The organism is Belliella alkalica (assembly GCF_022549785.1).
Taxonomy (GTDB): Bacteria; Bacteroidota; Bacteroidia; order Cytophagales; family Cyclobacteriaceae; genus Belliella; species Belliella alkalica.
The window spans coordinates 35,822-51,836 of the sequence record NZ_JAKZGO010000009.1 but is presented as its reverse complement, the minus strand read 5'-3'; the positions used below and the strand labels follow the sequence as shown (position 1 = coordinate 51,836).

The 16,015-nt window shown below is 35.7% G+C and carries 12 protein-coding genes; 7 read left to right on the top strand and 5 right to left on the bottom strand.

Annotated features, from left to right (window positions below):
* Positions 1 to 2 precede the first annotated feature (2 nt).
* Entirely contained in the window at positions 3 to 1,103 is a 1,101-nt protein-coding gene (locus MM213_RS12135; RefSeq protein WP_241412627.1) for a Nif3-like dinuclear metal center hexameric protein, read from the bottom strand.
* Between the two features lie 45 nt (positions 1,104 to 1,148).
* Between MM213_RS12135 and lpxK the strand changes: the two genes are divergently transcribed.
* The 5 genes from lpxK to MM213_RS12110 all read left to right on the top strand — a co-directional run bounded on the left by lpxK (position 1,149) and on the right by MM213_RS12110 (position 7,690).
* Positions 1,149 to 2,207 carry a tetraacyldisaccharide 4'-kinase gene (gene lpxK / locus MM213_RS12130; protein ID WP_241412626.1) on the top strand — a complete coding sequence of 353 codons (1,059 nt, stop codon included), beginning with the start codon at positions 1,149 to 1,151 and terminating at the stop codon, positions 2,205 to 2,207.
* A gap of 31 nt (positions 2,208 to 2,238) precedes the next feature.
* The gene (locus tag MM213_RS12125) at positions 2,239 to 4,161 is read left to right on the top strand and encodes a putative porin (protein WP_255806959.1); all 1,923 of its coding nucleotides are present in this window, start codon (positions 2,239 to 2,241) and stop codon (positions 4,159 to 4,161) included.
* A 2-nt stretch (positions 4,162 to 4,163) separates the two neighbouring features.
* Complete coding sequence (locus MM213_RS12120; RefSeq protein WP_241412624.1) at positions 4,164 to 4,775, top strand: MiaE family protein; 612 nt, start codon at positions 4,164 to 4,166, stop codon at positions 4,773 to 4,775.
* 119 nt (positions 4,776 to 4,894) lie between these two features.
* Positions 4,895 to 6,139, top strand: coding sequence for an ABC transporter permease (locus MM213_RS12115; protein ID WP_241412623.1), 1,245 nt, complete (start codon positions 4,895 to 4,897; stop codon positions 6,137 to 6,139).
* Between the two features lie 57 nt (positions 6,140 to 6,196).
* Positions 6,197 to 7,690 carry an ATP-binding cassette domain-containing protein gene (locus MM213_RS12110; protein ID WP_241412622.1) on the top strand — a complete coding sequence of 498 codons (1,494 nt, stop codon included), beginning with the start codon at positions 6,197 to 6,199 and terminating at the stop codon, positions 7,688 to 7,690.
* A gap of 95 nt (positions 7,691 to 7,785) precedes the next feature.
* On the opposite strand, the gene mtaB is transcribed toward MM213_RS12110, so the two are convergent.
* Positions 7,786 to 9,105, bottom strand: coding sequence for a tRNA (N(6)-L-threonylcarbamoyladenosine(37)-C(2))-methylthiotransferase MtaB (gene mtaB, locus MM213_RS12105; RefSeq protein ID WP_241412802.1), 1,320 nt, complete (start codon positions 9,103 to 9,105; stop codon positions 7,786 to 7,788).
* 232 nt (positions 9,106 to 9,337) lie between these two features.
* Between mtaB and MM213_RS12100 the strand changes: the two genes are divergently transcribed.
* Both MM213_RS12100 and MM213_RS12095 read left to right on the top strand, forming a co-directional pair.
* Positions 9,338 to 11,500 (top strand): glutamine synthetase III family protein, encoded by a 2,163-nt coding sequence (locus tag MM213_RS12100; RefSeq protein WP_241412621.1) that lies wholly within the window; start codon positions 9,338 to 9,340, stop codon positions 11,498 to 11,500.
* 546 nt (positions 11,501 to 12,046) lie between these two features.
* Positions 12,047 to 13,072: a LacI family DNA-binding transcriptional regulator gene (locus MM213_RS12095; protein ID WP_241412620.1), complete on the top strand. Its 1,026-nt coding sequence runs from the start codon at positions 12,047 to 12,049 to the stop codon at positions 13,070 to 13,072.
* On the opposite strand, the gene MM213_RS12090 is transcribed toward MM213_RS12095, so the two are convergent.
* From MM213_RS12090 to MM213_RS12080, 3 genes are all read right to left on the bottom strand, one after another.
* Complete coding sequence (locus MM213_RS12090; protein WP_241412619.1) at positions 13,059 to 14,294, bottom strand: ROK family protein; 1,236 nt, start codon at positions 14,292 to 14,294, stop codon at positions 13,059 to 13,061. The genes MM213_RS12095 and MM213_RS12090 overlap by 14 nt on opposite strands.
* A 314-nt stretch (positions 14,295 to 14,608) precedes the next feature.
* The gene (locus tag MM213_RS12085; RefSeq protein WP_241412618.1) at positions 14,609 to 15,508 is read right to left on the bottom strand and encodes an HAEPLYID family protein; all 900 of its coding nucleotides are present in this window, start codon (positions 15,506 to 15,508) and stop codon (positions 14,609 to 14,611) included.
* An 86-nt stretch (positions 15,509 to 15,594) separates the two neighbouring features.
* The gene (locus MM213_RS12080) at positions 15,595 to 15,840 is read right to left on the bottom strand and encodes a hypothetical protein (protein ID WP_241412617.1); all 246 of its coding nucleotides are present in this window, start codon (positions 15,838 to 15,840) and stop codon (positions 15,595 to 15,597) included.
* Positions 15,841 to 16,015: the final 175 nt, after the last annotated feature.

Sequence of the window (16,015 nt, the reverse complement as noted above, 5' to 3'; positions counted from 1 at the left end):
TACTATAGGTAAGTTATGGGATTCGTAACTACTTTTGTCAAATAGAGTGCAATATTAGTGAATTTTTGTGACAATAACTCTAATAATAACTCTTTTGTATAGATTTCACTTTCATAATGTCCAATATCACAAATAACTATTTGATTTTCAGCATCAAAGAATTCATGATATTTTATGTCTGATGTAATAAAGATTTCAGCTCCTGACCTTTTTGCATCTGGTAAAAGAAAAATGCCTGCTCCACCACATACAGCTACTTTTTTCACTTGTTTGCTGTTTAACTTTGTATGTTTGATTACTTGAAGGTTCATATTTGATTTGAGCATTTCCAAAAAATCCCTTTCATCCATTTTCCTGGGCAATTCTCCAACCATACCTGCACCTACATCTTGATTTTCATTTTCTATTTTCTGAAAGTAATATGCGACTTCTTCATAAGGATGTGCTTCTTTTAATGCAGCAATGATTTTCCTTTCAAGATGACTTGGCACAATCACTTCAATTCTAGTTTCATGCTCAATATGTGCAATGCCTTTTTGGCCAATTTTAGGGTTTGCCTTCGGTGAAGGGGTGAATGTTCCTTTTCCCTCAACCATAAAGCTGCAATCACTATATTCTCCAATGTTCCCTGCGCCTGCCGCAAACAACGCGTTGCTTACTTCTTCTGCGTCTTTTTGTGGAGCAAATGTCGTCAGTTTACTCAATAAATTCTTTTTTGGTGATAATATGCTAGTATTGACTAAACCTATCTTGTCACTTATGCGCTTATTTACTCCAATTGCTACATGATCCAAATTGGTGTGGATGGCATAGATTGCGATATCATTTTTGATTGCTTTGATGATGGTTCTTTCTACATAATTTCTCCCAGTCAAACTTTTTAATCCTTTGAATACAATAGGGTGGTGGGCTACGATAAGATTGCAACCAAGATTAATAGCCTCGTCAATCACCTCCTCTGTGGCATCTAGTGTACAAAGAATGCCTTTTACGTTGTCATTAGAATTTCCAGTGATCAATTGCGCATTGTCATAAGACTCTTGATATGCAGGCGGTGCGAGCTTTTCGAGGTAAGAAACTACTTCTTTGATCGTATAAACCATATATTTTAATTTAATTTGTCAATCAAAATTAACTAAAAATTGCAAATGCCTTGGTTTGAACCTCTCCTTTATCCAATTTCTTTTATCTATGACGGTGTCACAAAGGTTCGAAACAGGCTATTTGATACTGGCTATAAGAAAAGTGTGTCCTTCACCATTCCAACGATAGTAGTGGGGAATTTGAGTATGGGAGGTACCGGGAAGACGCCCTTCGTTGAGTTTTTGATCAGGATGCTGTCAGATTCTCTTTCTATTTGTACCCTTAGTAGAGGATACGGTAGAAAAACCTCTGGTTTTTTTCTAGCAAATGAGAATTCCAATGCATCGCAAATCGGCGATGAGCCTTTTCAGATTTATTCAAAATACAAGGCTAATGTAGCTGTAGCAGTTGGTGAAGATAGGGTGATGGCGATTCCTATGATTATTGGAAATTTGCCGATTACTGATCTGATACTTTTGGACGATGCATTTCAGCACCGATATGTAAAAGGTGATTTGAATATTTTACTGACTACATACCAAAAGCCATTTTTTGATGATAAAGTTGTGCCAGTTGGGACTTTGAGAGAGGCGAGGGTAGGAGCAGTCCGTGCTGATATAATTGTTGTTACCAAATGTCCAGATGACTTTGATGAAAACACCAAGAATTTCTATCAGGAAAAAATAAGGGTTTATAATAGTCATGCTAAAATTATTTTTGCTGGGTTGAAATATGGTGAACCAGTTTCAATCGTTAATCAACCAAATCAAAAACTAAAGGAGGTGATTTTGGTATCAGGAATCGCGAATGATGAACTTTTGAGAAAAGAAGTAAGTAAGCACTATGTGGTCAAAGAAGTTTTTACATTTTCTGATCATCATCATTACAAAATAAGTGATGTGAAGAATATAGTGAAAAGTGTGCTTCAAAATTCAAATTCAGCAATTTTAACTACTGAAAAAGATGCAGTCAAACTTAAAGACCCTATATTTCGGGAATATTTGGCGGAAATTGCGATTTTTGCCCTTCCAATAGAAATCAACCTAAGTAAAGGTGATTCCCAATGGATAAAAGACAAGATTTCAGAGGTCGTAAAGGAAAAAGGATATATCCGTGAAAATTAAATTATACAGTATATTTATTTTTTTTGTGTGCATGCTGCTGGCACAAGAGGTCTATTCCCAGATTCCTACTCGAATTCCCCCTCCAGGAAGTCAACAACAAAATAGGCAGCAATCAGGAAATGGCGAAGATGAAGAGGAACAAGATGATTCATCAGGAAGAAAAAAGCTGATAGATGATTCTACTAAGATGGTGTTTGGTCCAAAAACAACTTTGTATTTTTTTGAAAAAGATGTCAAAAGAAACAGAATAAAAAAGCAAGAGCTTGATACCTTGTTAAATGGCTTTCATTATTATGAGCCAGTAGCCAAATCGGGCTGGAAATATCAAGACTTGGGAAATATAGGAACAGCTTCTAAGCCAATCTTTTACCAAGCTCCAAAAATGATAGGTACCACGTCAGGTTTTTCTGCTTATGATTTATATCATCACTCTCCTGATAGTATTAAGTATTTTGATACCAAATCTCCCTACACTAAAATGGCCTTGTTCTTTGGGGGAGGTAATAGGAATATGATGGATCTTGAGTTTGCAAGGAATGTGACTCCTAATTGGAATGTAGGGTTTACTATCCATACCATCAGAGCAACAAAAACCCTTAACCCCGCCAGAAGAGATGACCATGGAACAGTAAATAATTCATATTCATTTCAGACCAGTTATAAATCTGACAATGAGAAATATTTTCTCTTAGGGAATTTCTCTAGGGGAAGACATCAAGTTGCAGAGCAAGGTGGGATTATCCCTCCAGAAGTGGATAGTACTTCTTTGTATTTTACTTATGAAGATGCCAAAGTGTGGCTGAGAAATTCAAGTGCAGTAGATTTGAGGCAAGATTACCATTTGTATCACGAGTATGAATTGTTGAAGGGATGGCAGGTTTACCATGTTTTTGATAAAAGAAAACAGGATGTGACATTTAAATCTGCATTAAATTCGCCAGATGGAGCCTTTTTTGACGAATACAATCCTGATATATTCAATAGGGTCGATAGCACAATTAATTATAATCATTTTTCAGAATGGAGGAATGAAGCGGGTTTTAAGGGTGATTTAGGTTTGTTTTATTATAATGCCTTTGTGAAATTCCGAACTGGGAGGATGAAAAGCACTTACATGGTAAGCCCTAACGGTTTTGATGAGCTTTCTATAGGTGGTGCTTTGCGAGGTGATTTAAACGAAAAATGGAGTTTTGAAGCAGAAGGCGAATACCTAATTCCAGGAGCTTTTAGGATTCATGGTTTGTTTGTTTCTCCATTTTTGGAGGCGTCCTATACCAAGGCACTTTACAAGCCTACATCAATGCAAGAATTATACAGAGGCAATCATCACCGCTGGAGCAATCGTTTTTCAAATATTGGGATAGATCAAATTCAAGGTGTGATTAAAGCTGATTTTAAGAGGTGGAGTATCAGACCAAACTTGACAATCAACAGAGTTAGTAATTATGTGTTTTTTGATCAAGATCAACAAGCCTCGCAGTCTTCTGGAGATGCATTTATGTTGATTCCAGGTGTCAAGACTAGTTTCAATGTTGCAGGGAAGTTATTCTGGGAAACGGAAGCTTATTATACGTTGATCACTGGAGGAGGAGCTGATAATTTTCGAATACCTGAAATATTTGCGAATAGTAGAATTTACTTTGATAGTCCACTTTTTGATGAAAATTTGTTTGTCCAGATAGGTCTTGAAGGAAGGTATAGGAGCGAGCATTTTGCAGAAGCTTACAATCCAGCCATGCAGCAGTTTTATCTCCAAGATAGATTCTCCAATGTTGAAGGATATCCTGTGATAGACTTTTTCTTGAATGCAAGAATTAACAGGACAAGAGTCTTAGTAAGATATAATCATGTCAATAGTAATCTTTTGTCTGTTCCGGGTTATTTCGTTACACCGGATTTTACAGGGTTGAAGGGTACACTTGATATTGGTATTTCATGGCCTTTATTTGATTGATAATGAATTGGGAAGAAAGTACAAAACAAAAAATGCTTCATTTGCAGTTGCCCACGGACCCAAGATGGGTCGATATTGCAAAGATGAATATTGGGGAAATTCTGATTGACCACGCTTATTGTGAACAAAAAGCAGCTTCTTCATGTATTTCTTTGATAGTGAACTTTTATGATTTTCAGGAAGTCGAAGATCTACTCACGCCAATAGTTGCAGAAGAATGGGGTCATTTTGAAAGGGTTTTGTATCATTTGAAAAAGAGAGGTTACGTATTGGCAAAGCCAAGAAAGGATGAATACGTTATCAAACTCAATGAATTTATCAAAAAAGGTGGAAGTAGAGAGCATCAACTGTCAGAGCATCTTCTCATGAATGCTTTGATCGAAGCAAGAAGTTGTGAGCGCTTTAAATTACTTTCAAGCCAAATCAATGATGATGAATTGCAGAAATTCTACTATGAACTGATGATTTCAGAAGCGGGTCATTATGTTAACTTTATAGAACTTGCCCGAAAAATCAATGGTAAAGAAAGTGTCAATGCGCGATGGAAGGAATGGCTTGCATACGAAGCTCAGGTAATTGAAAATCTCGAGATAAGGTCAGATAGAATGCATTGACTTCAAATATAAAATTTCGAAAAAAAAAGAGGTATTTCTGTGGTAATTGAATAAAATCCATCATATTAATCGTAATAAAAGTAAAGTTTTAATTAATACTGTTCCAATTTGAACGTTTTATGAATTTGATCGAAAATATAAAAGAAGCGTTAAGGTCTGTTAAGATCAATTTACTTCGTACGGTACTTACTGGTACTATCATTGCAATTGGTATAACCTCACTTGTGGGTATGTTGACTGCAATTGATGCGATCAAAGCTCAAATAGAAGATAGTTTTTCAGGGTTGGGAGCTAGTAATTTTGATATTAGGTCGAGGGGTTTTTCGGGAGGTAGGGCTGTTCAGGATGGAAAGACAGAGAAATCCTATCCGCTAGTGAACTACAAGGATGCACAATCTTTCAAAAAGGAATTTTCAAGTATTGGCTTATCTACTGTCTATTCAACCTTATCTGGTGCAGCGGAGGTTAAAAGGGGATCCAAAAAAACGAATCCAAATATTAGAATAACAGGTGTGGATGATCTTTATTTATTGATCAAAGGAATTAAGGTTGAAAAAGGAAGGAATTTTAGTACAACTGAGATTGATTACGGAACTAACGTTTGCATAGTAGGTAAAGAATTAGTGGATTTATTGTTTGAAAAAGAAGAAGAGGCGCTGAATCAACAGATTTCATTTTTTGGAAATAGATACACGATCATAGGAGTCATAGAAAAGCAAGGAAGTGTTGGTGGCGGTTCTGGTGCTGACAGGGCAATATTTATCCCAATCCAAAATGGAAGTAGATTGGATAGAAGAGGGACATTTAGATACACCATTACGGCGAGTGGATCCAATCCTGCAAATCTTCAGTATGAAATGGGTCAAGCTACCGGAATTATGAGAAAAATTAGGCAAGATGGAATAGGTGAAGATGATTCTTTTGAAATCACTAAAAGCCAAACTGTTGGAGAGAGTTTAGAGGAGGTCGCTGGATATTTGAGGATTGGAGGGTTTACTATCGGATTTATTACTTTAGTCGGTGCATCTATTGGATTGATGAATATCATGATGGTGTCAGTAACTGAAAGAACTAGAGAGATTGGAATCAGGAAAGCTTTGGGAGCGACTCCCTTAAGGATTAGACAGCAATTCTTAATAGAAGCAATTGTAATTTGTCTTATCGGAGGCGTTTTTGGGGTGATTTTGGGCATTGGGATTGGAAATGTTGTAGCTAACTTGATTGGGCCTGGAGGCTTTTTGGTTCCTTGGCTATGGATTTTCGTATCATTTGTTATTTGTGTTTTTGTAGGACTTTCCTCAGGTTATATTCCCGCTTTTAAAGCAAGTAAGTTGGATCCTATTGAGTCGTTACGTTACGAATAGAATAATAAGCATTGGAAAGGAAAGTTTTGTTTGATGAGTAAAAATTCATTTCTGTCAATGAATCAAGTTTGTGTAAAGAGCATGAATAATGTGCTTTTCCAAAATCTTGATTTTTTGATGAAAAAAGATGAAAACTGGGCGATTGTCAGCGCTTCAAGTATAGAAAAGAACAGTTTCTTAGACACCATTATGGGGAAATCTGTGGTTTTCTCAGGGAGTTTGAGCTTTGATTTCGCTGACAATTATAGACAACAAAGTCTGCAAAAAAGCCAAGTCAATAGTTACAGGGACTTGGTTGCCTTCGTAAGCCAAAAATACACTTTTACAAACAAGGATAATCTTCAGAATTTCTACTATCAGCAGCGCTTCAATTCTTCCGAATCAGATTCTGCACATACCGTAAAGGAATATTTAGAAAATGTAGATTCTAAAATTGAAGGGTATTGGAATCTTGACAAGGTAATTCATTTGTTAAATATCAGACATTTGCTGACTGAATCAATCTTGAAATTGTCAAATGGTGAAACACGCCGACTGGCAATAGCATCAGCCTTGCTAAAAAATCCCATGTTGTTTCTGATGGATGAACCAATGACAGGTTTGGATAAAAAAACAAGAAATCAGTTTGATGGGATTCTGAGAAAAATAGTTGATTCCGGCATTCAAATAATAGTGGCCACAAAGCCTGATCAAATTCCAGATGTCGTCACCCATGTAGGGGTCTTGCAGGACGGTGAGTTGGTGACTATGATTCGAGAAGATTTTCTTAATTCATATGATATTCAAAAGGAAAAAAAGTTCTTTCACTTTGATTTAGACAAGTTGGATAAATTAATCCACATCAAGGCTATTCAGAAATTCGACTCTTTAGTTCGTATGAATCAGGTGACGGTGGTATATGGCCAAAAGAAAATCTTAAAAGGTTTGGATTGGGAAATCAAGCAAGGGGAATGTTGGTCATTGAAAGGACACAATGGTGCAGGAAAATCCACATTGATAAGTCTGATTATCGGAGAAAACCCCCAAGCTTATGCCAACGATATTGTTTTGTTTGATCGAAAAAGAGGAACAGGTGAGACTATTTGGGGTATCAAGAAGCATATAGGTTTTGTTTCTGCAGAATTGTCTAGATTTTTTCCTCGAAACCAAACATGCATCAAAGTAGTGTTGTCTGGTCTTTTTGATACCATGGGTTTGTTCAAAAAAGTTACTCCTGAACAAGAAATCCAAGCTATGGAGTGGTTGGCTTTGTTCCGAATGACCAATGTAGCTGGATTGTTGTTCAATGAAGTGCCTCTAGAAACCCAGAGATTTTGTCTTTTGGCTAGAGCATTGATCAAATCACCTGCTTTATTGGTATTGGATGAAGCAACCCAGGGAATGGATGAAGACCAAAGTTTGGTGTTTTTGGATGCACTAAACCACATAGGTAAGCATCCTTTGATATCAATGATATTTGTAAGTCATTACGAAAATGAGATTCCTAAGATAGTGACCAAAGAAATTGTAATTCAGGATGGAGAAGTATTTGAGCTTACTGATAGGAATTGAAATTACAACTACAATATTTAAAATCACGCTTATTCAGGGTATACCCAAATGCCAGTTTTGATTTTCTTATATTTCAATTGTAAGTATGTTGGTATTTAGTGTTTTTCATAAACCAACTCTGGCTCCATAACTTCTACATTGCCTTTATCATTTATTTCTTTTAGGGTTACTGTCTTGAGTTCATTGATCAGGATAGGGTCATACTTGGCAGAAACACGAATATAGTTTTCCGTGAATCCATGCATTTTACCATCTTCCACATCATCTTCAAATAGTACGGTAAAAGTTTTTCCTAGATTTTCCTCGTAGAAATTCCTTCTTTTTTTCTCAGAAAGAATCCTCAGCATTTTGGATCTTTCATTTCGTACTTTCATTGGAACTACACCTTCCATTTCAGTAGCTCGGGTGTTGGCACGCTCAGAGTAAGTGAAAACGTGTAAATAAGAAATATCAAGGTTGTTGAGGAAATTGTAAGTCTCCAAAAATAATTCGTCTGTCTCTCCCGGGAATCCAACTATGACATCCACACCTATGCAGCAGTGAGGCATAAGGCTTTTTATTTTGCTTACTCTATCCTCATACAGTTCACGAAGATATCTTCTCCCCATTTTTCTCAGGATTTGGTTACTTCCTGATTGGAGTGGGATATGGAAATGTGGGACAAATCTTTGTGATGTAGATACAAAATCGATTGTTTCATTTGTCAGTAGATTTGGTTCTATAGAAGAAATTCTGATCCGGTCTATTCCTTCAATCTCGTCAATAGCTTTGACCAAATCGATGAATCTTTCTTCTCTTTTTCCTTCCTGAATTCCAAAGTCACCAATATTCACTCCGGTAAGCACTACTTCTTTTACGTCTGTTGCGGCAATTTCTCTTGCTGACTTTAGGATATTTTTGGTACTATCACTTCTACTTTTTCCTCGCGCCAGTGGGATTGTGCAAAAAGCACAGCCATAATTACAACCATCTTGAACTTTCAAGAATGTTCTAGTTCTATCATGTATGGAGAATGCATTGTTGAATACGGTAGCGTCTTGGATTTCAGAAGCTAGGACTTTTGTTTCTTGCTCTTTGGCAAAGCCATCCAATAATTCTATCAATCTAAACTTTTCTGCTGCTCCCAAGACAGCATCCACACCTTTGATTTCAGCGATTTCCTTTGGTTTCAGTTGTGCGTAGCATCCAATAATCGTCACATAAGAGTTTGGGGATATTTTTTTTGCCTCTTTGACGATTTTTTTACATTTTTTATCTGCATTGTCTGTTACAGAACAGGTGTTGATGATGAAAATATCTGGATTTTCATCAAACTCCACCTTTTGATAGCCTTTTTTCTCAAACATTCTGCTAATAGTAGATGTCTCAGAGTAATTCAATTTACAGCCTAATGTATAAAATGCTACTTTTTTCACAATGTATCCTAGTATTTTAGAATGCAAAGTTAATTATTTAACTCAGGTTTTCAATTTTCTAATTATTTCCCTCAAAAACATATGGAATAGCTTTACTTTCCTAATTTCCGTCCTGTTTTTTTGAAAAAACTGTATTTTTTTTGAAAAATTGGTTTAAAAATCAGCTATTTGCTTTAAAGTAGATATAATTTTCTATTTTTGTAAGTATAAAATCAAACCACTTATTGTAGAAATGGCAACTTTAAGACAAAGAGCGCTTTTATTGGCGCAAAGCAGACCAAGCGTTACGGCTACTCCACCTTCGCTTAAGATTTCTGATTATTATGGAGAAAGTGTATTCGGTACCAAGCAGATGAAAGAGTCTTTGGCACCTACGGTTTACAAAAAGGTCGTTGAAGCAATCGAAAAAGGTTCTAAAATTGATCCAATTACAGCCGAAGAGGTTTCTTCAGCCATAAAAACTTGGGCTTTGAGTAAAGGTGTGACCCACTATACACACTGGTTTCAGCCATTGACAGGTTCTACCGCTGAGAAGCACGACGCTTTTTTTGATGCACATGCTGGTATCGAGAAATTTAAGGGATCAGCATTGGTTCAGCAAGAGCCTGATGCATCTTCATTCCCAAATGGCGGTATCCGCTCTACTTTTGAAGCACGAGGTTATACTGCATGGGATCCTTCTTCACCTATATTCATTTTTGGCAATACACTTTGTATTCCAACTATTTTCGTTGCTTACACAGGTGAAGCCTTAGATTACAAAACCCCCCTTTTGAAATCAATCGAAGCTATTAATGAAGCTTCAGTTGCAATATGTCAACTATTTGATAGAAATGTAAGGAAAATCACACCATCTTTAGGTGTAGAGCAAGAGTATTTTGTAATAGATAAAGCATTGTTTGCTACAAGACCTGACTTGGTAATGGCTGGTAGATCAGTATTTGGTCACAATCCCGCTAGAGGTCAGCAATTGGAGGATCATTATTTTGGAACTATCCCTACTAGGGTAAAGGAATTTATGATGGATTTTGAAATTGAAGCCTTAAAATTAGGTATTCCAGTTTCAACACGTCACAATGAAGTAGCTCCAGGACAATTTGAAGTAGCACCTCTTTTTGAAGAAATTAATAAAGCTGTGGATCACAACCAACTTTTGATGGATGTGATGGACAAAGTAGCTGAAAGACACGATTTGAAAGTATTGTTCCACGAGAAGCCATTTGCTGGTGTAAATGGATCAGGAAAGCACAATAACTGGTCTTTGATCACAGATACTGGAGTTAACTTATTCCAGCCAAGTAATTCGGCAAGAGAGAATCTTCAATTCTTAACTTTCTTGGTAGCTACTGTAAAAGCTGTATATGATTATGCAGACTTGTTAAGAGCTAGTATAGCTTCTGCAGGTAATGATTACAGATTGGGAGCAAATGAAGCACCTCCTGCAATTATTTCTGTATTCTTGGGTTCAACACTTAGCGGTGTCCTAGATGAGCTTGAGAAAAACGGTAACATAAAGATCGAGAAAGGTGACAATATGTATATGAAGTTGGGTATTTCTAAAATCCCAGAAATCATATTGGACAACACAGATAGAAATAGAACTTCTCCGTTTGCGTTTACTGGAAACAAATTTGAGTTCAGAGCAGTTGGTTCTCAAGCAAATTCTGCTGGTCCTATGACTGTGTTGAATGTCATCGTAGCAGAGACTTTGAAACAACTTGCAAAAGATATTGATAAGGAAATGTCTGCAGGTAAGGAGAAGAAAATTGCTATTGTAAATGTATTAAGAAAATACATCAAGGATAGTAAGAAAGTTAGATTTGAAGGTGATGGCTATTCTGAGGAATGGGAGAAAGAAGCTGAAAAAAGAGGTTTGTCTAACCTAAAAAGTACACCTTTTGCTTTGGATACATATTTAGATAAAAAATCTATTGAGGTGTTTTCGAAACATAATGTTCTTTCACATGTCGAATTGCATGCAAGACACGAAATCATGCTTGAAAATTATATCAAGAAGGTTCAGATTGAGTCTAGAGTAATGGGCGACCTTGCTTTGAATCATATCATTCCTACAGCTATTCTATATCAAAATAAGTTGATTGAGAATGCTAATGGACTTCAAGGTCTTGGCTTAGACAACACAGCTGCAATTGAGACAATCAAAGATGTGAGTCGTCATTTGGAGTCGTTAAAATCTAATGTTAACCAAATGATTGAGGCTAGAAAGAAACTCAATAAGGAGGATGATATTGTCAAAAGAGCAAAAGGTTATAGCACAGATGTCAAAGAAGCTTTCTTTGATAAAATCAGATATGCTGTAGATAAATTAGAGCTCTTGGTAGATGATGAATCTTGGCCTCTAGTAAAATATAGAGAAATGCTATTTATCAAATAATAAGTAATACTACTACTAAGTTTATATCAAAAAGAAAGACCGTGAAAATGGTCTTTCTTTTTTTATTTTATTTCTCTTCATACTAATACATTATTGTACCATTATAACTGTACTAGTTTAGTCTACTGATTGGATTATTTATTGCGAACATTGGTTTTCTTAACAGTAGTCAGCCAAGTAGGTGGTGATTAAGTCATTCAATGTATTAGTAATTTATAGACTATTTAATTCTAATGATTATCCGCAAAAACATCAGTAAGCGAATTTCCCAATAAAATCATGCGGATAATTGTTATTAATTATTTGATAGTGCATTTATTGACTTAAATTTTTATCAATTTATTTGGCTACGGGTAAGAAAGTGAATATACTTATTGTGTAATGACCAAATGCCATGCAGCAATTCAACAGAACAAAATTCAAATATTTTTTATTTAGCTACATTTTTCCATGTTCACATTTATTTCTGGATATTTAGCTAAAAATTTTAGCTAAAATTCGATTTTTGACTATAGATTTGCTTAGTCTAAGAAAAATAGAATTGTAATGACGAAGAAGAAGATCTCTATTAAGGATATTGCAAAAGAGTTGGGTATTTCTATCACAACGATTTCATTTATAATCAATGGCAAAGCCAAAGAAAAACGTATAAGTGAGACCATGATTAAAACTGTGGAGGATTATGTGGCAAAAGTTGGCTATCGCCCTAATTACCTCGCGCAAAGTTTGAGATCTGGAAAATCAAAAGTCATTGTGTTTATGGTAGAAGACATTTCAAACTCGTTCTTTTCAAATATTGCAAGGTTAATAGAGGAAAGAGCATATAAAAGCGGCTATAAGATCATCTATTGCAGTACAGAGAATGATGCTGATAAAGCAATAGAATTGATTCAGACATTCAAAAACAGGAATGTTGATGGCTTTATCATTACGCCAACACTCGGCTTAGAAGGTGAAATTAAAACTCTGCTATCAGAAAATTTTGCCGTGATTCTTTTTGACAGGTGGATTCCATCAGTAGAATGTAGTCATGTGATAGTAGAAAATGAAAAGAGTTGCTACGAAGGAACAGAATACTTAATTCAAAACGGATGTAAGAGAATTGTATTTGTGACACTAGAATCAGAGCAGACACAGATGCAGGATAGGCTTAGTGGGTACAAAAGCGCTATGAAAAAGCATGGTTTAGAATCATTGGTTTTTGAAGAGCCATTTCACACTTCGTCCCCGGATTTCATGGGAGATCAGATTATAGACTTTCTAAAATCACATGAAAAGGTAGATGCTGTTTTTTTTGCTACAAATTATCTGGCATTTGAAGGTTTGCATGCGTTTAGAAAAATGGAGGTTTTGATACCTGAAGATTTGCAGGTATTGTCTTTTGATGATCATTTTTTCTTTGGACTTCATCAGCCAAGTATATCAGCTATTGCTCAGCCTATTGAGCAGATTGCAGAAAGTCTGATGAATGGTATCCTCCATCAACTCAATGGTGTGGAATCAACAGAAGTTATGAAGATTGAATTGTCAAATAAGTTGGTGAAAAGGGGTTCAACATTTAGGACTGTATAATGTCTTCAAATATTTTATCGTTGACAATTGCTACCCCGCCAAGAAGACCAACTTCTCTTCCTAATTTGTAAAGGGTGATTTCAGTATTTTCCCTTGATTTTGCCATGCTATAAATGTTTAGAGCTTGTTGAATAGGGGTAGTAAGGTAGTGTTTTGCTTCAGCAACAATTCCTCCCAATATAATTAGTTTTGGATTGAGTAGTTGGATCAATATTGATATACCTCTGCCTAAATCAAGCCCTACTTGACTAAGAATCGTGATAGCTCTTTGATCTCCTGCAAGAGCGGCATTGACAACCAATTCTGGTGTCATTTCATTTTCATTAGCCATTCTTGCGAGAATAGATTCCATATCGGTAATGACAGCTTCTTTCGCTTTCTTTACAATAGCTGTTCCAGATGCTATTGAATCAAGACATCCTTTTTTTCCACATGCGCAAGTAATATCAGATGATTCAAAAATAGGAGAGTGGCTAAATTCACCCGCAAATCCAGACGCACCTTGATAAATTTTCCCATCTATCATTATTCCTAGACCTATTCCCCAGCCTATAAATATCCCAAGTACATTTTTATACCCTTCATTATGTCCAAATTTGAATTCAGCGAGAGTCATTGCTCGTGCATCATTTTCAAGAAACACTTTTTTATTAAGTCTTTGTTCAAAATTTGCGACTAGGTTAAGTTTTCCAAAATTTAGATAAGTATGGTTTATACCATTTATCGAATCTATCATTCCTGGCATTGAGATACCTATTGCTATTATTTTATCATTTTCATAGCCCGATTCTCTTATGATTTCTTCCAAAAAATCGCATATTTTATCAAAGGTTTCTTCTTCATTATTAAGCTTGATTTTAAGTGTTTTAGCCTCAGTCACGGCTTTGTTATCACTGCCATAAATTGCAGCAGTGATATTGTATTTGTTGATGTCTATAGAAACAATATAAAATGAATCATCAGATAATCTATAAAGATCTGGTTTTCGCCCTCCCTGAGATTGTGCTCTTCCGTCTTTGACAATCTCTCCGGACTTGATCAAATCTGTCAAGAGTGAATTTACAGTTGGTAAGCTAATGCCTACTTCGCTACAAATCTCTCCCGCAGTGTTACTTCCTTTAGTATAGAGGTTTTTGATAAGTTTGATTTTGTTGATGTAATTTTTTACTTCAACGACACCTTCTTTAGATTCTAGGGTTTTTTTTGGATTGATTAGGTTCATAAACTTGAGATTGACTGGCTAAATATATTAAAAAATCAACTAAAGGAATCTAACTTAAGTAATAAAATTAAAAATCAAAAGTGTTTTCTGATATTATTCTATTACTTAAGTTAGGAGAATTGAAAAGATAAGTAAAATAATCATGAGTATCCGCAATGTTGCACATTGGGTAAGAAGTACCTTTGTAGGTTCCGGATATTCGTCAGCAGACAACAGGTCAAAGTCAACAAAACCACAAATCGTTCATCTGACAATCTATGTTTAGCTATGTGCAAGAAAGCGGATAGTCATAATATTAATTTTTATTACTTCATTTAATGAAAAGTCTTAAAACCAGGCTCATATATAATCCGTACGAAAGAACTCATACTTCTGTCATTTCCACTTACAGGTATTCCTGTGACAATACCAACCATTAAATTCTCTGCCAAACCAACCCGCATTTGGGGGCGTAATATGCCAATAAACTCGTTATGATGAAACTCCTTGTTGAATTCTAAGCCAATAAAGTTTCTGGTGCCGGGAATCATGTAGTGGAAATTTGAGTGGATTTCATATGATAACTCAGATTTGTGATTGAATTCTTTGAGGATTCGTGGTCCTGTATAGACCAAAGTATGGTAATTGCTCCCCCATCTTTTTGCTGCGATAAAGAAAGGGTTGAAAACATTGCCGTTGAATATTTCACCTCGTGTCATTTTGTTGAGATCTACAAATTCAAATTCGTGAATGTATCCTACTGCTAATGATGTTTTTGCTTTTTCAGAAACTAAGAATGACCATTGAGTAGCTAATTTGAGGGATTCTACTCGATTGGATGGCCTTTCTAAGTTTTGTGACAAATCTCCTCTAGTAGAAAATAAAGTGACTGGTACCTCTATTTCAAACCCCAATCGATCTATAGGAGCCCATTCATATTCCACCAAAAGCTCATACTCGTCAAACCCTCTCTTATCCGTCATTCCTGCTCCGACGTTCCATTCCTTTTCACCTTTTCTTGCTCCTAAGTCACGGATCAAATCAATGTACAATGGCTCCGCATGAAGCACTTTAGGTTTTTGAGTTGGTTTTGTTTCTTCAAATTCTGCAAGAAAGATACTGTCTAATTGGACCCTTTCTTGTTTTGTACTATCTTGTTCTGATACTTGAGAGTAGCTCTTTGTGGCATTGCATAGCAAAAGACATAGCAATATGCCTTTGAAAATATTCTCCATTAGTTGAAATTTATTATTTATTGTAAATAAGATTTGTAGCTTTTGTTCAAAAGCACTTTTCTACTCTCAGGCTAACGCCTGAAATATTATAAAAAATATTGGTTAAACTCTGGAGGAGGCGAACAGATCTCGTACGTCATTCCCAATGTCTTAAAGTTTTGATTATTCACCCAATCATTTGTTACAATAGTTGAATGAATATTGGTTATGAAGAGAAACTGCGTAAAAGCTAATTTAATATCTGGAATTTTTCTTTTTTCATTTGGAACATCGGTATCTGGAATAATCTCGTCATCCATTTCAAAAATGTATTCTACTATGATTTCAGCCAAAGTGTCAATTGGATCCGAATAGTAAAGATCTGAAGAAAAGGAGTTGGTCCCGCAATAAAAGTTCGCGGTTAAATTGATAAAATTTATAATCAAAAGGTAATTTACCCACTTGATCAGTAGATTTTTATTCAACTTTCTAAACATACAGCAAATATAAGTTATTTAAACATATTGA